The following is a 26,594-nucleotide window of genomic DNA, read 5'->3' on the forward strand; positions in this document are numbered from 1 at the left end:
CTTGTGGTCATCACCCCACCGCCCCCGGCGGCGGGGTTCACCCAGCGGGGGGGGGGGGGGGGGCGGGGTCTGGCGCCCCACCATAATTCCCGCCCCCCCCGACAGACCCGGGGTTGGAACCGCGGGCGGCAGAGGCGGCCCAGCTGGCGCGTCCGGCGGCGCCAGCCTTGTTGAAGCTCGAAGCTCTGGTTGCAGCGGGACATCGCCCGAGCAGCCCTTGTCCTGACTCATTTTGAGCACAACTGGCTACCTGCAATTCGCTGAGATCACCTCATTGTCATCTTCCGCGTCCTGTGATGAGTTGGTAGATGGTTCGCGTCGGATCGGCGGCTCCGACGGGAATCGCGGCAAGTCGCTCGACGCGATTTCGGTCCACCCACGCGAGGCGATCAATGGAAAGGTTTGTCGCCCAGATGGGAGAGTGATGAGGGGGACCGGTATGATGCGTCGCGAATCGAATCCCTTACTTGCGTGACACGTGTTTGCCTGAATTCAATACGGCCTCACCATTTCCGGCCGGTGAGTCGGACGTAATCGGCAAGGAGTTCATTTCGTGTACGATAAGACTCTGATCAAGGTCTACAAGGACCGCGAGTACATCTCCACTACAATGGTCCGGCACAACGGCACCGTGGTCGGCTTCGCCCTCGGCGTCGACCGGCGCGTCTACTACAGCGTGCTCAGCCTGGACCAGGCCGACCGGGCGCGCGGCGCACTCGACGCGGCCTACTGGAACGCCGACCCGGCCGTGCTGGTGTTCCCCACCGAGATCGTCGACGTGGGCGCCGAGACGCCCCAGGTGGCGGTCATGCCGATCGTCAAGAAGCTGGGCTCGACAGAGGTGTCGCCCTCGGAGAAGCTGCTGCCCGGCGAGGAGGACCCGTTCCTGTCCACGACCGCCCGGCTGACCTCCGAGTTCCCCATCCAGGTGGTTTCCGACGGCCGCTACCTGCTGGTATTCCGCCAGTCGGTGGCGGCGGGCGCGGCCGGCTCGGTCTACGAGACGACCACCGGGCGGCTGACTGGCGACGCCACCGGAGGCAAGGCGGCCAAGGCCGACGCCGCGCTGCTGTGCGACCGCTTCGTCCTGGTGGGCGCCGAGCTAAAGCCGGTGGTGGACGTGCGCTACCAGCGCAGCCGCAGCCGGATCCTGCCCGCCTCCGGCGGTGACACGCTGGGCACCCGGGACATGGAGGGCCGGCTGTTCTACGAGCCGACCATGGAACTGTCGTTCGCCGGACGGCTCACCGGCGGCCTGTTCACCGCGCTGACGCTGCCCACGGCCGTCACCGGGCACACCCGCTGGCAGATCTTCACCGCCGACGCGTCCGGCACCGTGCACGGCCACAACCTGGAGCAGACCCCCGACGGGCTGTTCAACCCCGCCGGAACCCAACTGTGGACCAGCCCCGACCCCAAGTACGCCGCCTCGGTGCTGGAACGGTCCCCTGGGATCGACTCGCACACCCGCAAGCTGCTGGTTCCGGTCAAGCCGCCGCAAGACCGGGCCGGAACGGCGCTGCGCTTCGACGGCACGGGCGCCCCGGTGATCGCGGGCGTGGACGTCACGGCCGCGCCGGCGGGGCCGTACACGCTGGAGGCCTGGATCAAGCCCGCCGCCGCCACCGGGACCGGGCTGATCATCGGGCGCACCCAGCGCACCAGCATGGACAGCCCTGTGCACGTGAGCCTCCAGGCCGACGGCAAACTGCGGTTCGGCCACGGCACGCAGACCCTGACCTCGACGACGGTGGCGCCGATGGGTGTCTGGGCGCACGTGGCGGCCGTCTTCGACGGAGCGGCGCTGCGGCTGTATCTGAACGGCGCGGCGGCGGGCACGCTCACCACGTCCGAGAAGGTCGACGTCAGCGCCCGGATCGTGGTCGGTGGGCGCGGCCCTGGTCAGACCTCCGCCGACGTGTTCACCGGCCAGATCGACGAGGTGCGGATCTGGACGATCGCGCGCACCGACTTCGCCACCCGGGGCCAGCGCCTGTCGGGCGGCGAGAGCGGCCTGTACGCCTACTTCCCCCTCGACGAGGGCGCCGGCGTGGAAGTCCGCGACCGGAGCGCCAACAAGTTCTCCGGCCGCTTCGACCCCGGCCCCGTGTGGGCCGACTCCGACGCCCCCGTCTACGACGGCCCCGGCATCACCCGCCAGTCGTTCACAGTCACCGGCCGAAAGGCTGTCGCCGGCCTGACCGCGACGCTGTACTACCAGCAGCAGTCCTCGGTGACGGGCTACGGCCAAGCGCCGGTGCCCGAGCGCAGGCAGGCGCGCGTGCTGCTGGCCTTCGCCACCTCCGGGCCGCCGCCCACGAGCGAACCGGCCGACCGCTCCTACGTCGCCACCCTGGACTTCGCCGTCTCCAAGGACGGCCGGCTGTCCAGGCTGCCCGGCGTCGTCGACCTGGCCTGGATTGGCACACCCGACCCGACCAAGGACACCGAGCGACTCCGTCAGGCGGAGGAGGCGGTGACCGCGGCGCGCGGCAAGCTCTATACCGACCAGCAGCTCACCGACTGGATGCCGAGCACCGTGGCCCGGCTGAAGCAGCTCGAGGAGGAGTTGAACGGCGGCGGTATCTTCAGCATGTACAACCTCAACCGGAACATCGTCGGCCCAGCCAGGAACGCGGGGCGGCAGCGGGAGGCCGAGATCATGGCCGAGGCGGTGCCGCTAGCGCAGAAGTACCTGCAGCAGCTGGAGGCCTCCAGCCGGCTCGGCGGCGACAAGGCGGCCCTGGACACCGCGCTCAACACCCTGGCCACGCTGACCGGCGCGCAGGCGGGCGCGGCCGAGGCGGTGCTGCCGATGCCCACGCTGCACACCGACCGTGCCGGGCTCACCACACTCGGCGCGCTGCTGTCCTTCGCCTGGACGGCCAACGCCCCCGCGCTGCTGGACAGCTCGACCGGCGAGGTGGTGCTGTACTTCCGCGGCGGCGCTGGCCAGTATTTCGCCGCCTACTACGCCGCCACGATCGCCCCTGCCGTCAAGCAGTTCACCGTCGCCGATGGCACGTTGCGGCTGTCGGCCCGCGACATGGCCCTGCGCTCGGCCGACTTCGCGGTCAAGGTGACCGCCACCGGGACGGACCTGTGCACGGTCGAGGTTAGCCGCGGCACGACCAAGGAGACGTTCCCCTCGGTGCCCGACCGGGCCGACCGGCTGGCCTCGGTGCTGAACGGCACCGCCAAAGGAGCCGAGCTGGGCACGGTGCTGTCGATCCAGGACAAGGTGGTGACGCTGATAGAGCCGCTGGCGACCGCGCTGACCGCCGGCTCGGCCGTGACGGTCGGCGCCGACAGCCGTACGGCCGAGGCGGCCCCGGCCGGTTCGGCGCAGATCACGCTGACCAGCGGCGGCCTGACCGCTGGTACGGGCGCCAAGGTGCGCACCCCCGCCTACGACTACACCAAGGCCACCTGCAGCGCCCCCGGCGTGTCGGTGGCCTCCGGTTCGCTGATCGTCAGCGCGTACGCCCAGAGCGCCACCGGGCCGGTCCCCGCCGGGACCGCCGCCGACGTCAGCCAGCCGCTCGGCCCGCGCTGGCACGGCGACGCCCCCGGCCGGGCGTTCTCCTTCGACCGCGACGCCAAGAACCGTCTGCACCTGGCGAACACCGCCAACGTCGCGGCCCTGGCCGCCTCCGGCGACCTGACGCTGGAGGCGTGGATCAGGCCGACCGTGGTCAACAACGGAGACCTGATCCTGGCCACCGACGCCGGCCCCACCCGGTACGCGCTGAGCCTGGCGCAGCTCATGAAGGGCGACGGCTCCTTCGCCTACCAGATCGACGCGACCGTCAACGAACAGAGCGTGCGCAGCGTCGACCAGTTCCCGCCGGGGGAATGGGCCCACCTGGCCGTCGCGTTCACCCAGGACTGGGCGATGCGGATGGACGGCGCCGGCTACCTGGACGCCGGCGGCCCCGGCGGCCTGGACATCGTGGAGAACCTGACCATCGAGGCGTTCGTGCAGATCGAGTCCAGCGGCCGGCACGGGCTCGTCGGCAAGGGCGTGCTCGGCGACGGCGGTCAGACGGCCGTGCCCTACTGCCTGTACGTCGACAACGACAACCGCCTCGCCTTCGCCTTCGAGGCCGGATCCGGTACGGCCGCGCCCGTCGTGCACAAATCCACCACGGCCCTGACGACCGGCAGGTTCCACAAGGTCGCCGTCGTGCGCAGGAACCCGACGGGCATCGAGACGGGGGTGGAGATCCGCTTCTACGTCGACGGCGCCGACGCCGGGGCGCAGCGCTACAAGGGCGCCAAGCCCGTGGGCAACGACGCGCCCGCCGAACTGGGCCGCATGGTCGAGGGCAAGACCGTGTCCGGCCTGAAGGGCATCCTGTCGGAGGTACGGATCTGGAACGTGGCCAGGGACGCCGACCAGATCGGCGTGCCCATCAGTCCCAAGGCGCAGGGGCTGGTCGCCTGGTGGAGGTTCCCGGAGTCCAAGGGCTCCACCACGCAGGACATGTGCGGCTCCTATCCCGCCACGCTGCGCGCCGTGACGCGGGTGCGCACCCCCGACCTGGCGGGCAACAGGTTCACCCTGTACCGCAACGGCAGTCCCGTGGCGACGGCGCCGATGACGCAGCCGGCCGTCGGCCGGTCCGCCGCGCCACGCTCGGTGGTGGGCGAGGGGTTCACCGGCGACCTGGACGAGATCCGGGTCTGGCGGACCGTCCGTACGCAGGAGCAGATCCTGGACAACATGTTCGGCCGCGTCAAGGGCGACCGGCAGCACCTGCTCGCCTACTACCCGTTCGAGGCCGACGACACGGTGGCCGGGGCGCTGGTCAAGGACGCCGGGCTGAGTGGCCAGCACCTGACTCAGTCAGCGCCCGGTCCGAAGATCGTGCTGTCCACAGCGCCGATCTCCACCGACGCCGCCCGGATCCGCTCGGCGCTGACCGGCATCAAGACCTCCTTCCACGGCACGATCGCGACCACCCCGGCCGCCACCGAGTACGGCGACGTGCAGCGGCTCCCGGACGACTCGATCATCGGAGTGCTCAAGCGGGCCTACGGCTACCTCCAGGACGACAAGTCGTGGGCGCTGAGCACCGGCTTCAAGGTCGGCGAACTGGCCACCACCTGGGTCGGCCAGGTGCAGTTCGACCCCCAGCTCATCGGCTACATCGAGGGCGCGCCGCCGGTCCCGTCGGAGAACATGATCGACGAGAAGAAGGACTACGCGGGCGCCTCGTCGGTCTCCTTCGTGCAGGCCGACAACGTCGTCAACACCATGTCGTCGCAGCGGGACGTCAGCGTCGACACCGCGATGAAGATCGCCTTCGACCAGGCGTTCGGCGACGAGGTCTGGGCCGTCGCCGCGCCGCTGGGCGCCGGCACCGCCAAGCCGATAAGCGCGGTCAAGCAGGAGTGGGGCTTCTACCTGTCCCTCGACTTCTCCAACAGCTGGAGCAACACCACGGAGGTGTCCCAGGGCGCCAACACCACCCGCGCCAGCAAGGTCACCCTCGCCGGCGGCTGGGAGGACGGCGACGGCACCAAGCATGTCAACCCCACCGTCGGACGCCGCTGGGTGCCCGCCAACACCGGCTTCGCCGTCGTGCAGTCCGAGACCGCCGACATGTACGCATTGCGCTTGACGCACACCGGCGCCGTCGTCGCCTACCGGATGCTGCCCAGCCCCGACATCCCCCGCGACTGGAACCTGATCCCGTTCCCGATCAACCCCCGCTATACCAAGCAGGGCACCCTGGACGGGATCGTCGGCTTCCACGAGTACGGCCAGGTCCCCGGCCTGCGTCCGTTCCCCGACCCGCACTTCCCCAACGCCGCCGACGGGGTGAGCGGCGAGTACAGCTACTACCGCCCCGCCGAGGCATACCGGATCAAGAAGCGCATCCAGCGCGAGCAGCAGCAGTTACAGGGCTTCTACGACTCGGTGTCCATCCAAACCCACACCTGGGACCCCACCCACGGCCAGGCGGCCAAGGTGCTGAACGGGATGACGGGCGGCACCGGCGCCACCACCGAGGCCGGTTCCGGCGGCGACCCCGAGGCCAAACGCGCGGCCACCAGGTCGGCCTCGCGCCGCAACATCGTCAACACGTACGTGTGGACCGCCGCTGGCGGCTTCTTCGCCGAGACGACGGCCACGACCGACCAGGTCACCGAGACCACCTCGGGGGCGTTCTCCTTCAAGTCCTCCTTCGGCGGCAACTACGCCATCAGCTTCGACATCATGAACTTCGGCAACAAGTTCGGCGTGGAGGCGTCCGTAAGCGCCGGGTACAGCGTCACCCGCAAGAAGTCCAAACAGGCCACCCGTACGTTCAGCCTCGATGTGAGCTGCGGGCCCGGCGCCGAGCTGCAGAAGTTCGTCAGTGACAAGCCGCAGTTCGATGCCGAGGGCAAGCCGATCCTGGTGCCCGGCCGGGTCGACGCCTACCGGTTCATGACGCTCTACCTGGACACCACCACCGACAACTTCGAGGACTTCTACGGCAAGGTGATCGACCCCGAGTGGCTGGACCGGGGCACCGACCCGAACGCGCTGGCGCTCAAGCGGGCCCAGCAGACCGAGACCAAGCCGCCGTGCTGGCGGATCATGCACCGGGTCACGTTCGTCAGCCGGGTGCTGGACACCGGTGTGAGCACACCGTCGCTGGCCCAGGCGATGGGCTCGCTCGGCATCGCCAGCGACTACGCGCTCATCACCAAGCTCCAGCCGCACCTGACCGGCGCGACGAAGGACTTCGCCGCGCTCAACAAGGCGGCCAGGGCCGCGCTGGTGGGCAACTTCGCCCGGCTGGCCCCGTACGCCGACACGATCGTGGGCCGCCTGGCGGCCTACTACAACCTGCAACCGGACGACGCCCCGCTCACCTCCGCGCTGCCCGCCGCGGCGGCGGCTCCCGACGGCAAGCTCACCCTGGGCGCGACGTCGGTCCCCAAGGGCACGAGCCTGACCTTCACCTACTCCACGCTGCCCGCCACGGTCAGCGCGAAGAACTGGATCGGCCTCTACCCGGCCACCATGGCCCCCAAGGACGGCGCGTCCATCGACTGGCGCTACACCCCCGGCGCGGACGGCACGCTCGTGATGCCGACCGACAAACTCCCCGGCCCGGGCGCGTACGCGGCGTACTACCTCCACAACGACGGCTACACGGTTCTGGCGGGACCCATCCGCTTCACTGTGACCTGACGTACCGGGCGACGCCGACCGGCATCGGTCGGCGTCGCCGATGAAAGCGTTCACGCGCGTCCTGCGGAGACGTTGGCCCGGCCGGGGAATCTTGTAAACCGTGAATTCTTTAACGGTCTCGGATGATCGGCATGCCCAGGTGTGCGACGCCCACTGCCGGCGGCTGTCGTGCGGGTGAGCTGGCCCAGCGTCGCCTTGGCCGCATCGAGGCTGACCTGCAGCGCGTACGCATAGCTCCGCACGCTGCCCGCCGTGTTCCCAGAGGCGACGAAATCCCGCAGGAACCGTACGACTGGCTCCACCGGCTGTCCGCCGGGATCGAGCAGGAGCCATGGCACCGTTCCTGATGCAGGCACGACTCTGCCCCAGTGCTCGAGCCGGATTGTCGCGATGTCGCGTTCCGGATGATCGAAGCTTGCCAACGCAGCCCTCCCACCTGGCTGGACTGCGTCAGTTCTAGCTGGCCATGGATCCCCTCAGGGATGGACACGCGGACCCTGGCCTGCGTAGTTCGGTCAACACCCCGAAGTCGCGGCGACGCATCTCCAGGTGCTGCGCTGCCTGCTAACCCCGGACACGCCCGCCGGTGGGGAGGACGGTGCCGCGGGTCAGGGAGCGGGCGCGTCCAGCGCCGGGATGAGCTGCTCCTCCTCGTAGTCCAGGTGGGCCTCCAGCTCGTCGATGAGCCGCTCCACGCGGGCGAGCACCTGGGCCGGCCCCGCGTCCGGGGTGGAGACGGCCCGCCGCAGTTCTTCCAGCAGCGCGGCGACCTTCTCGTGCTCCTGGCGCAGGCGTTCGAGCACCGGGGCCAGGTCGGGGCGCATCCCGGCCACGTAGGGGAAGATGCCGGTGTCCTCGCCGACGTGGTGATGGTGCAGGCCCTGGCAGACGGTCAGGCAGTTCACCCGCAACTGGGCGGCGAGCCCCGGCCCCGAGCGTGCGACCTCCCCGCGGACCACGGCCAGCTCCCGCCGGAACGCGTCGTGGATCGCCTTCAGCGCCGCGCCGAACGACCCGGCCCGGGGCGGCCCGCCCGCGACCTGCCGGAGGGCCACCACGGGCAGGACGCGCGTGGTCTCGGCCTGGTAGGCGGCCCAGCCGGGGTCGGCCTCGGCCGCGCGGGCGAACAGGCTGTCCCGTTCGGCCCCCTCCAGCACGGTCGCCCGCGCCTCGACGGTGAAGACGCCGTACTCGACGGTGACGCGGGGGTCTGCGACCACGTTGTGGTACCAGTCGGGGTGGCGGGGGGCGCCGCCGGCCGAGGCGATGACCAGGGTGCGCTCGCCGCCGTCGGGAAGGTAGGCGAGCGGCGTGGTGTGCGGCCGTCCGGACCGCGCTCCGGTGGTGGTCAGCAGGAGCAGCCGCCCGCCCTCGAACGGGCCGCCGACCCGCCCGCCGTTGGCGCGGAACTCCTCGATGATCTGCCGGTTGAAATCGATGGGCATTCTGTGTTTCTTCTCCAGGCATGACGATGCCGCGAACGGTACGCGGGCATGGCGAGACGGCCGCCCGGCGGGTGGCCGGAATCGAACCGCGGAATGGCTTTTCGCCGCGGCGCGGGGAATGGGGGAGCGGAGCCGGGACATTCGCGGGAATCGGACGGCCCGCCGTCCGCACGGGAATTCACCGGGGCTGCGACCTGGGCGGCGACGCGCGCCGCAACATGAAATCGGGTCACGCGGAATGCGCGGATAACATCGGAAGGCGGACCTCTGGCCCGCCCGGCGCTCACGGGATGGCCGGGTGCCTCACTCGGTTATGGCCCATGGCCGACCCGGCAGTCACAAAACAAACCTTAATGCCGGGAAACACACCACGGCAACCTCGCATACCGTGGTCATGCCGTGGCCATGTCGTCGCGGAACCACCCGGGCCCGGCGGCGCGAGACGCGTAGGACGGGGTGAAGGTCACGGTGATCTCCAGCCCGCCGCCCGGGTTGGCGCGCGCCCGTACCTCGGCCCCGTGCGCCCGGGCGATCGAGGCGACGATGGACAGGCCCAGCCCGCTGCCCTGGCCGCGGGTGGTGTGCAGCCGCCGGAACGGTTCGAACAGGTCGCCGAGGCGTTCGGCCGGCACGACCGGCCCGGTGTTGCGGACCGTCAGGACCCCGGCCGCCAGCGTCACCTCCACGCGGCCGCCGGAGTGGTTGTAGCGGACGGCGTTGTCGAGGAGGTTGGTGACCAGCCGGTTGAGCAGGACGGCGTCGCCGTCGACGACGAGCGGCTCGGCTCGGACGGTGACAGCGACCTGGCCGGCGCGGGTCTCGGCCACGACGAGCCGCACGACCTGGTCCAGGGCGACCGGGCGGCTGTCGTCCAGGCCGTGCTCGGCCTGGGCCAGCACCAGCAGGGCGCCGATGAGGTTCTCGATGCGGCGGTTGTGCGCCAGCAGCGTGCCGCGGATCTCGCCGGCGTCCTCGGGCAGGCCGATCTCGATCGCGGCCCGCTGGACGGCCAGCGGGGTGCGCAGTTCGTGGGAGGCGTTGGCGATGAACCGGCGTTGGCCCTGCACCGAGCGTTCGAGCCGGTCGAGCATCGCGTCGAAGGTGTCGGCCAGTTCCTTCAGTTCGTCCCGCGGCCCGGCGAGCGCGATACGTTCGTGCAGGTTGGAGACCGACAGCCGCCGCGCGGTCGCGGTGATGCGGTGGACGGGCCGCAGGATCCGCTCGGCGACCACCCATCCGACGGCCACCGACACCGCCGCCAGGATCACGACCGCGACCGCCGCCACGGCCCATTGGTAGCCGACGACGTCCTGCACCTCGTCGGGTAGAGGCGGCCGGGGACGCGGAACCGGCGTCCCGGCGATGAGCTCTGGCGGTATGGGGGCGGGCGGGGCCTGGGGGCCGTCGGGCCGGCCGCCGACGCGCGCGTGCAGCGCCTGGGTCAGCAGCAGGTTGAGCGTCACCACCAGCACGGTCCCGGTGAGCAGGAACAGCCCGGAGTAGATCAGCGTGAGGCGTACGCGGACCGTCGTCACAGCAGGTATCCCGCGCCGGGGACGGTCTGGATGCACGGCGGGTCGCCCAGCTTGGCGCGCAGGCGACTGACCACGACCCGCACCACCGTGGTGAACGGGTCGGCGTGCTGGTCCCACGCCTCCTCCAGCAGCCGCTCGGAGCTGACGACCGCGCCCTCGGCGCGCATCAGCGTCTCCAGGACGGCGAACTCCTTGAGCGACAGGTGCAGGTGACGCCCGTCGCGGGATGCCTGCATGCGGTGGGTGTCGACCACGATGCCGTGGCGCCGCAGCACCGGGGGAGCCTGGGGCATACTGCGCCGCCCGAGCGCCCGCACGCGCGCGACCAGCTCGGCGTAGTCGAAGGGCTTGGGCAGGTAGTCGTCGGCGCCCATCCCCAGGCCCGCGACCCGGTCGGGGACCGAGGCCGCGGCCGTCATCATCAGGATCCGCGTACGGGCGCCGCGTTCCACCAGCTCGCGGCACACCAGATCCCCGTGCGTCCCGGGCAGGTCCCGGTCGAGCACGAGCACGTCGTAGTCGTGCACCGCCAGCCGTTCGGCCGCCGCCGCCCCGTCATAGACAACGTCGACGGCCATCGCGTGCCGGCGCAGCCCCACCGCGACCAGGTCGGCGAGGTCACGTTCGTCTTCGGCCACCAGAACCCGCATATGGCCTTCGTACCCTGCCGGGGGTTACAGCGGCGTTAACCGCCGACGTAGGCCGCGAGGTGCCGGCCGGTGAGGGTGGAGCGGGCGGCGACGAGGTCGGCGGGTGTGCCCTCGAAGACGATCCGGCCGCCGTCGTGGCCGGCGCCGGGGCCGAGGTCGACGATCCAGTCGGCGTGCGCCATGACCGCCTGGTGGTGCTCGATGACGATGACCGACTTGCCGGAGTCGACCAGCCTGTCGAGCAGGCCGAGCAACTGCTCGACGTCGGCGAGGTGCAGGCCGGTGGTCGGCTCGTCGAGGATGTAGACGCCGCCCTTGTCGGCCATGTGGGTGGCCAGCTTGAGCCGCTGGCGCTCGCCGCCGGACAGCGTGGTGAGCGGCTGGCCGAGGCTGAGGTAGCCGAGCCCGACGTCGGCGAGCCGGACGAGGATGGCGTGCGCGGCGGGCGTGCGCGCCTCACCGGCGCCGAAGAACTCCGCAGCCTCGGTCACCGTCATCGCCAGCACCTCGCTGATGTCACGACCGCCGAGGTGGTGGTCCAGGACCGATGCCTGGAACCGCTTGCCTTCGCACTCCTCGCAGGTGGTGGCGACACCGGCCATCATCGCCAGGTCGGTGTAGATGACGCCGGCGCCGTTGCAGGCGGGGCAGGCGCCCTCGGAGTTGGCGCTGAACAGCGCCGGCTTCACGCCGTTGGCCTTCGCGAACGCCTTGCGGATCGGGTCGAGCAGTCCGGTGTAGGTCGCCGGGTTGCTCCGCCGCGAGCCGCGGATCGCGCCCTGGTCGACCGAGACAACGCCCGCGCCGGCGGGGATCGAGCCGTGCATGAGCGAGCTCTTGCCCGAGCCGGCGACGCCGGTGACGACGACGAGCACCCCGAGCGGGATGTCGACGTCGACGTCGCGCAGGTTGTGCCTCGTGGCGCCGCGGATCTCCAGCGTGCCGGTGGGCGTCCGCATCGTCTTCTTGAGGGTGGCCCGGTCGCCGAGATGGCGGCCGGTGAGGGTGCCACCGGCCCGCAGCTCCTCGACGGTGCCCTCGAAGCAGACGGTGCCGCCCGCCGTACCGGCGCCGGGGCCGAGATCGATCACGTGGTCGGCGATCACGATCGTCTCCGGCTTGTGCTCCACGACCAGCACCGTGTTGCCCTTGTCCCGCAGCCGCAGCAGCAGCTCGTTCATCCGCTGGATGTCATGGGGGTGCAGGCCCGCGGTGGGCTCGTCGAAGACGTAGGTGGTGTCGGTGAGCGAGGAACCGAGGTGGCGGATCATCTTGACGCGCTGCGCCTCGCCGCCCGACAGCGTGCCCGACGACCGGTCGAGCGAGAGGTAGCCCAGCCCGATCTCCACGAACGAATCGAGAGTCTCCCGCAACCTCGCCAGCAACGGCGCGACGGACGGCTCGTCCAGCCCGCGCACCCACTCGGCGAGGTCGCTGATCTGCATCGCACACGCGTCGGCGATGCTGATCCCCATGATCTTGGAGGACCGGGCCGCCTCGCTGAGCCGGGTGCCGTCACAGTCGGGACAGGTGGTGAACGTCACCGCCCGCTCCACGAAGGCACGGATGTGCGGCTGCATCGCCTCCTTGTCCTTGGAGAGCATCGACTTGCGGATTCGCGGCACCAACCCCTCGTAGGTCATGTTGATGCCCTCGATCTTCATCCTGGTCGGCTCCCGGTAGAGGAAGTCGTGGAGCTCCTTCTTCGTGTACCTGCGGATCGGCTTGTCCGGGTCGACGAAGCCCGAGGACGCGTAGAGGCGGTGGTTCCAGCCGCCCGCCGTGTAACCCGGGATGGTGAGCGCACCTTCGGCGAGCGACTTCGTGCCGTCGTAGAGCTGGGCGAGATCGATGTCGGTGACCGAGCCGCGGCCCTCGCAGCGCGGGCACATGCCGCCGGTGATGCTGAAGCTGCGACGCTCCTTCACGGTCTGTCCGGCGCGTTCCAGGGTGACCGCACCCGCTCCGCTGATCGAGGCGACGTTGAAGGAGAACGCCTGGGGCGAGCCGATGTGCGGCCGTCCGAGCCGGCTGAAGAGGATGCGCAGCATCGCGTTGGCGTCGGTGGCGGTGCCGACCGTGGAGCGGGGGTCGGCGCCCATCCGCTGCTGGTCGACGATGATCGCGGTCGTCAGCCCTTCGAGGACGTCGACCTCGGGCCGCGCCAGTGTCGGCATGAAGCCCTGCACGAAGGCGCTGTAGGTCTCGTTGATCAGCCGCTGCGACTCGGCGGCGATCGTGTCGAACACCAGAGAGCTCTTGCCCGAGCCGGAGACGCCGGTGAACACCGTGAGCCGGCGCTTCGGGATCTCGACGCTGACGTCCTTGAGATTGTTCTCGCGCGCGCCGTGCACGCGGATCAGATCGTGGCTGTCGGCGACGTGCAGCGTGGGCGACTGCGTGTCCGTCCTCGTCGTGATGCTCACCGTGTCTCCATCTATGTCTATCTGGTGGGCGGGGCCGCCTTCGCGGTCCCCACCGGCGCCGCCTGGCCGAATCTGACCAGGTTCGAGCAGTATGTCTGGTTTTCCTCCGCAGGCGCGATCGCGGCCGAGCGCGGGAGCGGGGGCGGACTCATCGGTCCTGAAGCGGCCCGGGGACGTCGCCCTCGGGGACGGTGACGGTGGCCACCAGGCGGACGCCACCGGCCCCGAGGACGGACTCCCTCACGGTGCCGTCTCCGTGCGGGTCACGGCTGCGATCGCCGGACGGCTCAGGGCAGTTGCTGGATGCGGACCATGTTGCCCGCGGGATCGCGGACAGCGCAGTCGCGAATCCCGTACGGCTGGTCGGTGGGCTCCTGGACGACCTCGGCGCTGCCGGCCTGCAGCCGCTCGAAAGCGCCATCGAGGTCCTTGGTGGCCAGGATGATGCCGGCGTAGGTGCCCTTGGCCATCATCTCGGTGATGGTGCGGCGCTCGTCGTCGGTGATGCCGGGGTCGACGGCCGGCGGATGCAGGACGATGGAGGTGCCGGGCTGGCCGGGGGGACCGACCGTGATCCAGCGCATCCCGCCGTATCCGACGTCGTTACGGACCTCGAAGCCGAGGGTGTCGCGATAGAAGGCCAGGGCGGCGTCCGGGTCGTCCTGCGGGAGGAAGCTCGCGTGAATGGTGATATCCATGCAGGTCAGACTAGTTGCGCCTCCGCGGAACGCGCTTCTCGATTCCTGACCGGTCTGGTCACCTGCTTCGCGACGCACGACGGGATCCCCACCGTCGCGCGCGTCGCGTGGCGCCGATAGACGCTGGGCGGTACGCCGACCAGTTCGGTGAACCGAGTGCTGAACGTGCCGAGCGACGAGCAGCCGACCTCGAAGCAGACCTCGGTGACGCTGAGGTCGCCACGACGCAGCAGCGCCATCGCGCGCTCGATGCGCCGCGTCATCAGGTAGCCGTACGGCGACTCACCGTAGGCGAGCCGGAACTGACGGCTGAGGTGCCCGGCCGACATGTTCACGCCGCGGGCGAGCGCCTCGACGTCCAGCGGCTGGGCGTACTCCCGGTCGATCCGGTCACGGACGCGGCGCAGCCGCGCGAGGTCGCGCAGGTGCTGCGCTGATGCGGATGTGCTGGTCACCCGGGAATCGTACGTCGCGCCGGGGTAGCCCGGTGCCGCCGACGTCCCACGTCACCACGTCTCGTCGGTGGCTGCGACCCGTGGCGACATGCCGGAAAACGCTGTCGATCCCGGCTTGTCGCACCATGGGCGAGCCGTAATCCCCGCGCGGACGCGCCGGCGGCCCGCGGCTTCCTACCGTGGGGGGGTTGCGGTGGTGTTAACGGATCCGTTCACGGCCGCGCAACCGGGGCGCCGTCATGCTGGCGGCCATGATCAGATCTGTTGGCGCGGCCATCGTGATGGTGGCCTCCTTGCTGTCCGCGCCCGCCACGGCGCCCACGCCCCAGCCCGTCCCGTCCTCGCCATCCTCCTCGGCCGCCGCCGAGGGCGACTGCGCGGTCCTCACCGCGCCCCCGCCCCAGCAGGCGCCGCCGACGACGGTGAACACGTTGCGGCAGGCGTACTACTGCGTACTGGACAACTACTACAGCGGCCCGGCCATGGACCCGAGGACGCCGCTGAAGGACGCCTTCTCCGCCTACACCCGGGACCTGTTACGGCGCGGCGCCGACCGGCCGGGACTGCAGTTGCCCGCGCTCACCGGGAACCGCGACACCGACTGGGCGGCGCTGGCGAAGGTCCTCGGCGCCGGGGACGCGACCGCGCTGCGCGCCGCGATCGCCGGCATCGTCGCCGGGCTGCGCGACAACCACGCCCGCCTGGAGCGGCCGTCCCCGCCACCGGAGGGCGGGCCGACGGGGATGGGCATCATGGGCGCCTCGGCGATGCAGGGCCCGCAGCTGGACCCGGCCGCCCGGCCGCCGCTGTTCATCACCAGCGTCCTGCCCGGCAGCCCGGCCGCCAAGGCCGACGTCAGGCCGGGCGACATCGTGCTGAAGGTGAACGGCGTCCCGGTGTTCGTCGGGGACGCGGCCACCCCGGGGATCCTGGAGGCCTTCAACGCCGCCTCGGTCCGGCTCACGCTCAAGCGCCCCACGACCGGGCGGGTGCGCACCGTCCGGATCACGAGGGGTCCCATCACGCTGCCGCCCCTGGAGGTGACCGCCAAGACGCTGCGCGAGGGCGTGACCTACGTGCGGCTGCCCGGGTTCTTCCCCGGCGGGGCCGACCAGGTCATCGCCAAGCTGCGGGGCGCCTCGGGGGCGGTGGTGCTGGACCTGCGCGGCAACGGCGGGGGCTCGCCGCGCGAGGTCACGCGGCTGCTCGGCGCGTTCGTCCACGGCAAGGTCACCAGCTACTTCTGCCCGCTCACCGGCGAGTGCGCGCCCAACCGGACCGACGACACCGTGCCGCTGCTCGGGCTGCGCCTGGTCGTCCTGACCGACCGCGGGTGCGCCTCGGCGTGCGAGGACTTCAGCGCGGCCGTCCACGACCTGGACCTCGGCCCGCTGGTCGGGACCCGCACGGGCGGGGCGATCTCCGGGCCCTCCGCCCCCTACGGCCTGGACGACGGCAGTGTCCTGCTGCTGCCCAAGGTGCGCCACCTCGGCCCGGCCCGGGAGATCATCGACACGGTCGGCGTGCCGGTCGACCACTACGCCCCCATGACGGCCCTGGACCTGGCGAGCGGACGCGATCCGGCGGTGACCAAGGCGCTCTCGCTCCTGTGACTCCCGCCCTGGCGCTTGGTCCCCGCCCTGTCGGCCGGACGAGCGTGCGCAGGACGTCGAGGACGTCGCCCGCCACCGGCGCCGCAGACTCGGGCCGCCACAAGAGGTGGTCTGCCACACATCCGGCCCGATCGTCTCCCTGGCCCACTGCCCATCACCGCGGGACATGAGTCTGGCCCCACCCTTCACAGGGCGGGGCCAGAACTCAAGATCTTCGGTCTTCTGGGCGGAGGCCGGTCAGGGGGGTCAGTTCACCTGGAAGACGGTGAGGACGGCGGCGTGGTCGGAGGTCCAAAGGTTGGCCGACGGGTTGGACTCGGAGGGGGTGCCTTCCCAGACGGCTTCGGAGGACAGGACCGAGAGAGGACCTCTGTAGTAGACGAAGTCGATGCGGTCCTGCGGTTCCGGCTCGCCGGTGTGGGAGTCGTAGCCGTAGCCGCCGGTGAAGGTCTTGGTAACCGGGGACCAGGTGGTGCCCGGGTGGGTGGCGGGGTTGGGGTGGGCCTGGCGGTAGGAGTCGGTGAGGCCGGCGTTGACCGGGGCCGTGGAGGTGGGCCAAGGGACGGCGCCGTAGCCGCAGCGGGAGTTCGCCGACGTCCAGTCGAGGTGGGACGGGGCGTTGAAGTCGCCTGTGAGGAGGACCGGGGTGGTCGCAGAGGCGGACAGGTCGGCGGACATCGCGGTGACGATGTCGTTGATCTGTCCGGTGCGGCCCGAGGTGGACTCGCGGTTCAGGAGCTGCTGGACGGTCATGCGCCCGAAGCAGGCGTCGTAGGGGCCGTAGGGCGTGTAGCCGAGGTGGGCGCTCCACAGGCGGAGGGAGCGGGAGCCCAGGTCGATCTTGGCGGCGAGGGCGCTGCCCGCGACGGTGGGCGTGGTGCCGGTGATCGGGTAGCGGCTGATGACGGCGACGTCGGAGTTCTGGAAGTAGGACCAGCCGAGGGAGTCCGCGAGGGTCTGGACGACGGTGCCCTGGTTCTCCTGGATGCCGACGACGTCGATGTCGCGTTCGAGCAGGAACTTCAGCTGCTTCTCCAGGCTGTTGGTCACCCGGGTGCCGCCGTGCCACAGGTTCCAGCTCAGCGCCTTGAGCTGCGGTACCAGCGCGCCGGACTGGACGCGGATCGTCACGGTCGCGTCGGCCGTCCCGGAGGCGGTGGTGGCGCGGATCCCGAGGGTGGCGTTACCGGCCGCCGTCGGCGTTCCGGTGACGGCGCCCGAGGAGGAGACCGACGCCCAGGCGGGCCCGGAGGTCTTGGTGAAGCTCAGCCCGGTGGTGTCGCCCTGGACGAGCCCGCCGATCTTCGCCGAGTAGGCCGCGCCGACCTTGGCGTTGCGCAGCGTGAACGCCGACGTCGGGAAGCGCGGCTTGGCGTTGCTCGTCAACCGCAGCGTGACGGGTAGGGTGAGCCACGTGTACCCGTCGTTGAACAGGTAGTAGACGATGTAGTCGCCCGTACTCAGCCCCGAGGTCGGCAGCGAGGCGGAGCCGCCGGCCCCAGGCGTGTAGGTCCACTGGAGCGACTGCCCGACGAAGGACTGGTTGACGGGGCCGTCGCCGGGGTTGCGGTAGAGCCCGACCCAGTTTGTGGCGTTCGGCTTGGTCGTCGTGTAGTTGAGCTGGATCGGGTCGCCCGCGGTGACCGTCGTCGAGGCGAGCGTCAGCGTGCCCGAAGGCGCGGTCAGCTGCAGCGCGACGGGCTGAGCCAGCCAGGTGTAGCCGTCGTTGTACAGGTAGAACAGCTTGTAGTTCCCGGCGGCCAGGCCCGCGGTCGGCAGCGTGCCGGTGCCGTTCGCGGAGGCGGCGTACACCCACTTGGTGGACGGCCCGACATAGGCCTCGTTGACGGGCCCGTTGCCGGGGTCGCTGTACAGCCCGACCCAGTTTGTGGCGTTGGGCCGGGGCGTGGAGTAGCTGAACTGTACATCGGCGCCGACCATGATGGACGCCGACGATACCGTCAGCGTCCCGTCGACGGCGGCCTGGGCGGGCCGGACGGTCAGGGTGACGGCCAACACGGCCAGCACCAGAGCGAGAAGTCTGCGCATGCGCGCTCCAAGGAACTGAGGGGGATGGGGGGAGTCCCTTGGTCATCCCTACACGGCGTGCACGCCATGTTCAAGTGCCGGGTTTGATGGAGGCTTTCCGATTCGATCAGCGAATCGTAGTTATGTCGTGGCTTGTTGTTACCAGCACGCCCGGCGCCCAGGCGACGTCGGGCACCCTCCCCGGTCAGGCTGTGCACGCCTGACCGGTCAGCGTCCGGAGGGACGTGCTCAGCGGGCCGGCGGCTCCGGTTGCCGGCACCAGGGCACGAAGACGATCGGTGAATACCGGGCAGCTCGTTGTGCCTTGATTCTGTGTAACACACAGGATCGCAAGCCAATCAGAGACGCTGTGATCACCCGCTGGCCGCACCTGTCCGCCTGGGTGGGTGCGGCCGGGCCGGTCGGGACGCGGGGCTCCGGAGGTGGTCAGCGCCAGCCGGGTTCCTGGACGCCACCGGGGACCGGGGCGGCGGGGTCGTAGGGCAGGCGGGTGAAGATGAAGGTGTTGAGGTCCAGGTGGCTGACCGAGCCGTCGGGGCGGCGCACCAGGCGCATGATCTCCCCGGCGTAGTAGCCGTCCAGCCCGAGCCAGGTGCCGTCGGCCTGGGCGGCGAAACGGGAGGCCCGGCCGACGTGGCCGAGCGGGGTGAGCGAGACGTCGCGGCCGGGCAGCAGGCGCAGCAGGTAGGCGGCCGGACCCCAGTACCAGGGGCCGGTGAGCTCCAGCAGGTCGGGCTCGGCGGGCGCGGGCGTCCACTCGGCGGGGATGGCCGGCTCGTGGGTGTCCAGGATGTCCAGCAGGTCGGTGGCGACCGACCCGCGCAGCCCAGAGGTGGTGTTGGCCATGCACAGCACGCCGGTGCGGTCGGCCGGGTCGGCCCACACCACGGCCAGGAAGCCGGGCATCGAGCCGCCGTGCCCGGCCAGGCGCCGCCCCCGGTGGCGCAGCAACTGCACCCCCAGGCCGTAGCCGCCGTTCCAGGCGTCGCCGTCCTCGACGATGGCGGGCTCGCGCATCTCGGCCAGCGTGGCCGGGCGCAGGACGCGCTCGTCGCCGCCGGACAGGAACGCCGCCCAGCGCGCCAGGTCGGCCGGGGTGGACCACAGCTGCCCGGCCGGGGCCATGGCCACCGCGTCGTGCTCGGGCTCGGGCAGCAGCATGTCGGCGAAGGGGTGGACGGCGTAGCCGCGGGCGTGCGGCTCGCGCGGGCGGGTGGTGGTGTCGCGCATGCCGAGCGGCTGGAGGATCTCGCAGGACACCGCCTGGTCCCAGCCGGTGCCGCGGTGGCGGGCCACGAGGTCGCCGAGCAGGGCGAAGCCGACGTTGGAGTAGTGGAACCTGCGGCCGGGGCGGTGACGCGCGGTCTCCTCGGTGAGGGCGCCGGTCAGGGCCTCGGCCGGTACGCCGGGGGTGCGTTCCCACCAGTGACCGGGGGGTTCGGCGGTGAGGCCGCCGGTGTGGGCGAGCAGCTGGGCCACGGTGACCTCGCCCACGGGGGTGGAGGGCACGTGCTTGCCGATCGGGTCGTTGAGCTCCACGGCGCCCTCGTCGCGCAGGCGCATCACCATGACGGCGACCAGGGTCTTGGTGATCGACCCGATGCGATACTGGGTGTCGGGCGTGGGGGCGGCGCCCTCGACCGTGCCGCGGGCGGCGAACCAGACCGGCTCGCCGTCGCGCACGATCATGACGGCGAGCGACGGCGCGCGCGCCTCGGACTGCTCGATCGCCACGCGCCGCAGCAGCGCGCGCGCCGTGGCCTCCAGAACCGCCGCCATCCGGCCGCCTCCCCGTCATCCGTACGCCGCTCGCCGGCAACCCTGCCACACTAGCGGGGATCTTCCCTCGCGCTCGACCTCGGCGCGGGGCGGCGCCACCGGTGTAACCGCCTAGGGTGGTTACGTGGCGGATGGTCTGACGATGCGCTCTCCGGAGGGCACCACCTACCGGTTCGACCCGGGCGCGTTGTGCCTGGAGTTCCTCACCACCGGCGGCCCCGGCGCGCCGGCCCGCCATCACGCGCTGCTCGTCCCTGACGACCTGGCCGTCTTCGCCGCCGCCTCCCGGCTGCGCCTGGATCCGGCCGAGGTCCGCGTCACCCCCGCCGAGCTCGCCCGCGCCGTACGACTGCGCGACGAGCTGTGGCGGCTGGCGCGCGACCGGGTCGCCGGCCGTCCTCTGACCGGCCCGGACGTGCTGAACGCCGCCGCGACCGGCCCCACTCCGGTGCCCCGGGCCGAGGACGGGCGGCGGAGCTGGGCGGCGCCGGTCACCGGCGACCAGGTGATCTCCCAGATCGCCCGAGACGCGATCGAGCTGTTCACCGGCCCGCTGCGCGACCGCGTGCGCGAGTGCGCCGCCCACGACTGCCACCTGGTCTTCGTGGACACTTCGCGGCCGGGCGCGCGCCGCTGGTGCTCGATGGAACGCTGCGGCAACCGCGACAAGGTGAGAAACCACCGCGCCCGCGGCGCCGGATGACCACCTGGTGAGCGCCGGATGCGCGCCGCCGTCGCGCCGGGCCCGCCGCAACCCCCGCGCCCCGTGGGCTGCGGGAGAATACCCGCCATGACCACCCCAGCCGACGGCTCCCCTCCCGGCCTGGAGCTGCGCGCCGTCCTCGAGCGCATCACCTACGCCAACGAGGAGACCGGGTACACCATCGCGCGGGTCGCCCCCGAGCGGGGCGGCGCCGACCTGGTCACCGCCGTCGGCCCGCTGCTGGGCGCGCAGGTGGGGGAGAGCCTGTGCCTGCGCGGCCGCTGGAGCTCCCATCCCAAGTACGGCCGGCAGTTCGAGGTGTGGTCCTACTCCACCGTCCTGCCGGCCACCGTGCAGGGCATCCAGCGTTACCTGGGATCGGGACTGGTCAAGGGGATCGGCCCGAAGATGGCCGAGCGCATCGTCGGCCATTTCGGCACCGCGACGCTGGACGTCATCGAGACCTCGCCCGAGCGCCTGGTGGAGGTCCCGGGGCTCGGCCCCAAGCGCACCAAGATGATCGCCGCGGCATGGGAAGAACAGAAGATCATCAAAGAGGTGATGATCTTCCTGCAGGGTGTCGGGGTGTCCACCTCCATCGCGGTGCGCATCTTCAAGCAGTACGGCGACACCTCCATCACCGTCGTCAGGACCGAGCCCTACCGCCTGGCCGACGACGTGTGGGGCATCGGCTTCAAGACCGCCGACACCATCGCCCAGGCCGTCGGCATCCCCCACGACAGCCCCGAGCGGGTCAAGGCCGGCCTGCGCTACACCCTGTCGCAGGCCGCCGACGCCGGCCACTGCTTCCTGCCCGCCCCCAACCTCGTCGCCGACGCCGTCAAGATCCTGGAGGTCGGCCCCGACCTGGTGGCGAGCTGCCTTGAGGAACTGGTCGCCGCCGAGGGCGCCGTCCGCGAGGAGGTCCCCGCCGCCGAGGGCCCGGTCCCGGCGGTCTACCTGCCGCCCTTCCACCGCGCCGAGCGGGCGCTGGCCGGCGGGCTGCGCCGCCTGCTGGACTCCGGGCACGACCGCCTCAAGACCTTCGCCGCCGTCGACTGGGAGGCCGCCTTCACCTGGCTGCGCAGGCACACCGGCTCCGAGCTGGCCCCCGAGCAGGCCGACGCGGTGCGGCTGGCCCTGACGTCCAAAATGGCCGTGCTCACCGGCGGCCCGGGCTGCGGCAAGAGCTTCACCGTGCGCTCCATCGTCGCCCTGGCCCGCGCCAAGAAGGCCAAGGTGATCCTCGCCGCCCCCACCGGCAGGGCCGCCAAGCGCCTGGCCGAGCTGACCGGCCACGAGGCCACCACCGTTCACCGGCTGCTGCAGCTGCGCCCCGGCGGGGAGGCCACCTTCGACCGTGAGAACCCCCTGGACGCCGACCTGCTGGTCGTCGACGAGGCCTCCATGCTCGACCTGCTGCTGGCCAACAAGCTGGTCAAGGCCGTGCCCTCCGGCGCTCACCTGCTGTTCGTCGGCGACGTCGACCAGTTGCCCTCGGTCGGCGCCGGGGAGGTCCTGCGCGACCTGCTCGCCGCCGACACCGTCCCCCGGGTACGGCTCACCCAGATCTTCCGCCAGGCCCAGCAGTCCGGCGTCGTGGTCAACGCCCACCGCATCAACACCGGCCTGAGCCCCGTCCTGGAGGGCATGGGCGACTTCTTCCTGTTCCCCTGCGAGGAACCCGAGGAGATCGCCGCGCTCACCGTCGACGTGGTGGCCCGGCGCATCCCGCGCAGGTTCGGCCTCAACGCGCGCCGCGACGTTCAGGTGCTGGCCCCGATGCACCGCGGCGCGGCCGGGGCGGCCAACCTCAACACCGCCCTGCAGGAGGCGCTCACCCCCTCCCGGGACGGCATGCCCGAGCGGCGCGTGGGCGGCCGGGTGTTCCGGATCGGCGACAAGGTCACCCAGCTGCGCAACAACTACGACAAGGGCGTGGCCGGGGTGTTCAACGGCACCGTCGGGGTGGTCACCGACCTGCGCCCGGAGGAGAGCAAGCTCACCGTCCTCACCGACGAGGACGAGAGCGTGGAGTACGCCTTCGACGAGCTGGACGAGCTCGCCCACGCCTACGCCGTCTCCATCCACCGCTCCCAGGGCAGCGAGTACCCCGCCGTGGTGATCCCGCTGGCCACCAGCGCGTGGATGATGCTGCAGCGCAACCTGCTCTACACGGCGGTGACGCGGGCCAAGAAGCTGGTCGTGCTGGTCGGCTCCCGCCGCGCCCTGGGCCAGGCCGTGCGCACCCGCGGCGCCGGCCGCCGCCACACCGGCCTCACCCACCGCCTGCGCCAGGACTGACCCGCCCTCGTCGCCGCCGGCGTGAAAGGCGCGATGATCCCGCGTCCGGCGCGGCGGCGAAACGCTTTACGGGCCGCGCGGGCGGAGGCTTTCGGGCTCGCCGCGCGGCCCGGCACGGCGAATTCCCGTTCGGATGCACGTGAAGCGGCGCGGGTTCACGGACGGTATCGGTGAATGCTCCCCGTGACCGGGCAGGCGGGGCCCGGCGCGGGCGTTCGGGTGATCTCAGCCCGTGCTCCACGCCGGTGCCGCCCCCGGCGAATGATCGTTCACGGCCGCGCCGCGCGGCCCTTTCCTGACCTATCGCGAAGATCTTCTTGACGGCCCGTAGTGGCTTTGCGGCCCGCATTACCCCTAGCAAGTGACCTAAATGTGATCTAACTCGCCCAAAAGATGTGCGTTCGGGCGCGCGTCCCCATTAGGGTTTTTTTAATTGGACTTTGCCGCCGTGGGGGAGAGGTCTGTGCGGGACTTTCGTCAGCGTCTGAGGACTCCGATCGCCGTGTTGGCCGTGGGGACGGCCGGGCTGCTGACCGCGTCATGCTCCGGCGCGCCCGGGTCACCGGGCCCCGGCGGCGGTACGGGCACGGGGACGACCGCGCCGGCCACGCCCGCGCCCATCATCAAGGTCAGCCCGGCGAAGGGCGCCAGCAAGGTCCGCCCCGACAAGAGCGTCGTGGTCACCGCCAGCAACGGGGAGCTGGAGGAGGTCACCGTCCAGGGCGAGGGCGGCAAGGTGCTGGAGGGCGAGTTCGACGCCGACCACACCAAGTGGGTGTCCAAGGGCCCGCTGACGCCCGCCAGCGGCTACACCGTCTCGGCCAAGGCCAGCGGCGACGGCGGCCCGGCCACGGTGACCAGCTCCTTCACCACGCTCAAGCCCGCCCAGGAGCTGCGCATCATCGACGTCACGCCCAACGTCAAGGGCGAGACAGTCGGCATCGGCATGCCGATCATGGTGCGGTTCAACCAGCCCGTCGGCGACAGGAAGGCCGTCGAGGAGGCGCTGAAGGTCACCACGCAGAAGCCCGTCGTGGGCGCGTGGCGCTGGATCGACGACAGGTACGTCATCTACCGGCCCGCCAAGTACTGGCCCGCCCACCAGAAGGTCCGCTTCACCGCGGCCCTGGAGGGCGTGCGCGCCGGCAAGGACATGTACGGCGTGAAGAACTACGCCACCACCATGCAGGTGGGCGCGGCGTGGATCAGCACCGTCGACACCAGGACCCACAGCATGGTCGTCCGCAAGGACGGCAAGATCGTCCAGCGGATGGCGATCAGCGCCGGCAAGGCCACCACCCGCGAGTACACCACCACCAACGGCATTCACCTGACCATGGAACGTGGCAGCCCGGTCACCATGATCTCCCCCGGGAAGAAGGAGGGCGACCCCGGCTACTACAAGGAGGTCGTCGACCACGCCGTGCGCATCTCCAACAGCGGCGAGTACGTCCACAGCGCGCCCTGGTCGGTCGGCTCGCAGGGCCGGGCCAACGTCAGCCACGGCTGCATCAACGCCCGCCCCGACCAGGCCAAGTGGTTCTATGAGAACTTCCACCGCGGCGACGTCGTCAAGATCGTCGGCACGACCCGGTCGCTTGAGTGGAACAACGGCTGGGGCTTTTGGCAGCTGCCGTTCAAGCAGTGGAAGAAGGGCAGCGCCCTCGACGCCTGACGGCCGTCTGCGCCGCCGTCCAGCGGCCGGTAGTCGGAAGGCGTTGACGGGGACGACGTGGACGGCGGCCCGATCCCGGCGGTCTTTCGGCGGGTCAGTCCGGGGACACCAGTCCGGCACGGTAGGCGATGATCACCAGGTGGACGCGGTCGCGCGCGTCGAGCCTGGTCAGAAGGTGGCGTACGTGCGTCTTGACCGTTCCCGGGCCGATGTGCAGCCGATGGGCGATCTCGGCGTTGGACAGACCCTGGGCGATGAGCGTCAGCACCTCCCGCTCGCGCCCGGTCACCCCGGGCAGGTCTCCCCGCGCGGGCAGGGGACGGGCGGCGAACTCGGCGATCAGCCGGCGGGTGACGCGGGGGGCCAGCAGCGCCTCCCCGGCGGCGACGACCCGGACCGCCTCCAGCAGGTCGCGCGGCGGGACGTCCTTGAGCAGGAAACCGCTGGCGCCGCCGCGCAGCGCCGCGTACACGTACTCGTCCAGGTCGAACGTGGTGAGCATGACCACCCGGGCCCACCCGGAGGCCGTGATGCGCCGGGTGGCCTCCAGGCCGTCCATGCCCGGCATGCGGATGTCCATGAGCACCACGTCCGGGCCGGTCCGCTCGGCCACCCGCACCGCCTCGGCTCCGGTGGCGGCCTGGCCGACCACCGTCAGATCCGGCGCGGTCCCGACGATCCCGCACACTCCGGCCCGGACCAGCGCCTGGTCGTCGGCCACCACCACGCGCACGCTCACCAGCCGTCCTCCGCACAGGGCAGCCGCGCCGCCACCTCGAACCCGCCCCGCGGCAACGGCCCGGCCCGCAGTTCCCCGCCGCACGCGGCGGCGCGTTCGCGCATGCCCACCAGGCCGTGGCCGGCGGTGAGAGCCTGGCCGGGGCGGGCGCGGCCCTCGTCGGTGACCTGGACGACGAGCTCGCCGGGCTGGTAGGCCAGGGCCACCCGGGCGCGGGACACGCCGGCGTGCTTGATCACGTTGGTGAGCGACTCCTGGACGATCCGGTAGGCGGTCAGGTCGACACCCGCGGGAAGGTCGCGCGCGGCGCCGCTCACCGCCAGCTCGACCTCCAGCCCCGCCCGCGCGGTGCGGCCGATCAGCGCGTCCAGGCCCGCCAGCCCGGGCAGCGGCGCGGGTGCGGCGTCCTGGTCCCCGTCCTCGCGCAGGACGCCGAGCAGGCGCCGCATCTCCGTCAGTGCCTGGCGGCCGGTGGTCTCGATGGTGTCCAGCGCGGCCCGCGCCTCGGCGGGGCGTTCGCCGACGACCAGGCCGCCGAACCCGGCCTGCAGGGTGACGATGCTCATGCTGTGCGCGACCACGTCGTGCAGTTCCCGGGCGATGCGCAGCCGTTCCTCGGCCACGCGCGCCCTGGCCCGCTGCGCCTCGGCCTCGGCCAGCCGTTCCTGGTGCGCCAGCAGCGCCCGGCCGTACTCGCGCTGCCTGCCCAGGGAGAACCCCGCCGCCCACGCCACGATGAAGATCAACGAGTACGGGGCGACCGCGCCGGTGCGGGAGAGATCGGGCAGCGCGGTGGCGACGGGGCCGGTCAGGGCGAGCCCGAGCATGACCAGGGCCGGGCGGGGACGCAGCGCCCCGGCGAGCGTGTACAGCACCGCCACCATCGGCGGCAGCGCGAGCGTCGCCATCAGCGGTTCCAGCGGCGTCAGCCAGAACGCGGACAGCACGGCCGCGAACGCGGTCAGCGGGCGGCGGCGGCGCCATGCCAGTGGCAGACAGGCCAGCGACGTCCCGGCGGCCGCCAGGATGCCGGGACCGTGCCGGTGGGAGAGCATGCCCCACGCCAGCAGGCCGTACCCGGCGGCCGCGCAGAGGTCCAGGGCCGCCCACACCCGGGCGCGCTGCCCTGGTGGCACAGGATTACGCATCGCCCAACCCTAGGAAGCCGCGGTCGGGCGGCGCATCGTCCATCCGGCCTATGCCCGCGGGGTGACGACGCGGGCCGGGGAGCACCGGCAGGCTGTGGGGCTTCGAACCCGATCTCAAGGACACCGATGCGCTGGACCCGGCGCGCTCTGCCGTACGGCATCGCCGCGGTGGCCCTGGCCCCG

General features: G+C 71.5%; 16 protein-coding genes. 5 read left to right on the forward strand and 11 right to left on the reverse strand.

The features are described 5' to 3' along the window. The first annotated feature begins 553 nt into the window (after positions 1 to 553). Entirely contained in the window at positions 554 to 7,192 is a 6,639-nt protein-coding gene (locus AB0H21_RS30000) for a LamG-like jellyroll fold domain-containing protein (protein WP_358523164.1), read from the forward strand. A 50-nt stretch (positions 7,193 to 7,242) separates the two neighbouring features. Here AB0H21_RS30000 and AB0H21_RS30005 read toward each other — a convergent pair whose 3' ends face one another. From AB0H21_RS30005 to AB0H21_RS30035, 7 genes are all read right to left on the reverse strand, one after another. Further along, entirely contained in the window at positions 7,243 to 7,614 is a 372-nt protein-coding gene (locus AB0H21_RS30005; protein ID WP_358523167.1) for a hypothetical protein, read from the reverse strand. A gap of 186 nt (positions 7,615 to 7,800) precedes the next feature. Beyond that, entirely contained in the window at positions 7,801 to 8,637 is an 837-nt protein-coding gene (locus tag AB0H21_RS30010; protein ID WP_358523170.1) for a nitroreductase/quinone reductase family protein, read from the reverse strand. A gap of 392 nt (positions 8,638 to 9,029) precedes the next feature. After that, positions 9,030 to 10,172, reverse strand: a complete 1,143-nt coding sequence (locus AB0H21_RS30015) for a HAMP domain-containing sensor histidine kinase (protein WP_358523172.1) — start codon at positions 10,170 to 10,172, stop codon at positions 9,030 to 9,032. Beyond that, a complete protein-coding gene (locus tag AB0H21_RS30020) occupies positions 10,169 to 10,822 on the reverse strand; it encodes a response regulator transcription factor (RefSeq protein WP_358523175.1) in 654 nt (217 codons plus the stop codon). Before AB0H21_RS30020 ends, AB0H21_RS30015 begins: the two co-directional genes overlap by 4 nt. A 35-nt stretch (positions 10,823 to 10,857) precedes the next feature. Then, entirely contained in the window at positions 10,858 to 13,248 is a 2,391-nt protein-coding gene (locus AB0H21_RS30025) for an excinuclease ABC subunit UvrA (protein ID WP_358523178.1), read from the reverse strand. Positions 13,249 to 13,535: 287 nt separating this feature from the next. Continuing rightward, positions 13,536 to 13,946, reverse strand: coding sequence for a VOC family protein (locus AB0H21_RS30030; protein WP_358523180.1), 411 nt, complete (start codon positions 13,944 to 13,946; stop codon positions 13,536 to 13,538). 5 nt (positions 13,947 to 13,951) lie between these two features. Beyond that, positions 13,952 to 14,401 (reverse strand): helix-turn-helix transcriptional regulator, encoded by a 450-nt coding sequence (locus tag AB0H21_RS30035; protein WP_358523183.1) that lies wholly within the window; start codon positions 14,399 to 14,401, stop codon positions 13,952 to 13,954. A gap of 251 nt (positions 14,402 to 14,652) precedes the next feature. Here AB0H21_RS30035 and AB0H21_RS30040 point away from each other — a divergent pair, with 251 nt between their 5' ends. Next, positions 14,653 to 16,014, forward strand: a complete 1,362-nt coding sequence (locus tag AB0H21_RS30040) for a S41 family peptidase (RefSeq protein WP_358523186.1) — start codon at positions 14,653 to 14,655, stop codon at positions 16,012 to 16,014. 246 nt (positions 16,015 to 16,260) lie between these two features. Here AB0H21_RS30040 and AB0H21_RS30045 read toward each other — a convergent pair whose 3' ends face one another. Continuing rightward, positions 16,261 to 18,063 carry an endonuclease/exonuclease/phosphatase family protein gene (locus AB0H21_RS30045; RefSeq protein ID WP_358523188.1) on the reverse strand — a complete coding sequence of 601 codons (1,803 nt, stop codon included), beginning with the start codon at positions 18,061 to 18,063 and terminating at the stop codon, positions 16,261 to 16,263. A gap of 426 nt (positions 18,064 to 18,489) precedes the next feature. Next, positions 18,490 to 19,842, reverse strand: coding sequence for a serine hydrolase domain-containing protein (locus tag AB0H21_RS30050; RefSeq protein WP_358523190.1), 1,353 nt, complete (start codon positions 19,840 to 19,842; stop codon positions 18,490 to 18,492). Between the two features lie 124 nt (positions 19,843 to 19,966). On the opposite strand from AB0H21_RS30050, the gene AB0H21_RS30055 reads away from it, so the two are divergent. The 3 genes from AB0H21_RS30055 (at position 19,967) to AB0H21_RS30065 (ending at position 24,524) form a co-directional block, all read left to right on the forward strand. Further along, the gene (locus AB0H21_RS30055; protein ID WP_358523193.1) at positions 19,967 to 20,545 is read left to right on the forward strand and encodes a CGNR zinc finger domain-containing protein; all 579 of its coding nucleotides are present in this window, start codon (positions 19,967 to 19,969) and stop codon (positions 20,543 to 20,545) included. Positions 20,546 to 20,632: 87 nt separating this feature from the next. Beyond that, positions 20,633 to 22,849 (forward strand): ATP-dependent RecD-like DNA helicase, encoded by a 2,217-nt coding sequence (locus tag AB0H21_RS30060; protein ID WP_358523195.1) that lies wholly within the window; start codon positions 20,633 to 20,635, stop codon positions 22,847 to 22,849. Between the two features lie 502 nt (positions 22,850 to 23,351). After that, positions 23,352 to 24,524, forward strand: a complete 1,173-nt coding sequence (locus tag AB0H21_RS30065) for an Ig-like domain-containing protein (protein ID WP_358523198.1) — start codon at positions 23,352 to 23,354, stop codon at positions 24,522 to 24,524. 94 nt (positions 24,525 to 24,618) lie between these two features. Here the strand turns inward: AB0H21_RS30065 and AB0H21_RS30070 are convergent, their stop codons facing one another. After that, positions 24,619 to 25,263 carry a response regulator transcription factor gene (locus AB0H21_RS30070; RefSeq protein ID WP_358523201.1) on the reverse strand — a complete coding sequence of 215 codons (645 nt, stop codon included), beginning with the start codon at positions 25,261 to 25,263 and terminating at the stop codon, positions 24,619 to 24,621. Next, positions 25,260 to 26,411: a sensor histidine kinase gene (locus tag AB0H21_RS30075; RefSeq protein WP_358523204.1), complete on the reverse strand. Its 1,152-nt coding sequence runs from the start codon at positions 26,409 to 26,411 to the stop codon at positions 25,260 to 25,262. The genes AB0H21_RS30070 and AB0H21_RS30075 overlap by 4 nt, the downstream gene beginning before the upstream one ends. Positions 26,412 to 26,594 lie beyond the last annotated feature (183 nt).

It is taken from the genome of Sphaerisporangium sp. NPDC051011, assembly GCF_040653595.1.
Lineage (GTDB): Bacteria > Actinomycetota > Actinomycetes > Streptosporangiales > Streptosporangiaceae > Sphaerisporangium.

Coding starts and splice junctions, on each gene's coding strand:
- AB0H21_RS30010 (WP_358523170.1), bottom strand. CDS start 8,637: ATGCCCATCGATTTCAACCGGCAGATCATCGAGGAGTTCCGCGCCAAC.
- AB0H21_RS30020 (WP_358523175.1), bottom strand. CDS start 10,822: ATGCGGGTTCTGGTGGCCGAAGACGAACGTGACCTCGCCGACCTGGTC.
- AB0H21_RS30030 (WP_358523180.1), bottom strand. CDS start 13,946: ATGGATATCACCATTCACGCGAGCTTCCTCCCGCAGGACGACCCGGAC.
- AB0H21_RS30040 (WP_358523186.1), top strand. CDS start 14,653: ATGATCAGATCTGTTGGCGCGGCCATCGTGATGGTGGCCTCCTTGCTG.
- AB0H21_RS30045 (WP_358523188.1), bottom strand. CDS start 18,063: ATGCGCAGACTTCTCGCTCTGGTGCTGGCCGTGTTGGCCGTCACCCTG.
- AB0H21_RS30050 (WP_358523190.1), bottom strand. CDS start 19,842: ATGGCGGCGGTTCTGGAGGCCACGGCGCGCGCGCTGCTGCGGCGCGTG.
- AB0H21_RS30060 (WP_358523195.1), top strand. CDS start 20,633: ATGACCACCCCAGCCGACGGCTCCCCTCCCGGCCTGGAGCTGCGCGCC.
- AB0H21_RS30075 (WP_358523204.1), bottom strand. CDS start 26,411: ATGCGTAATCCTGTGCCACCAGGGCAGCGCGCCCGGGTGTGGGCGGCC.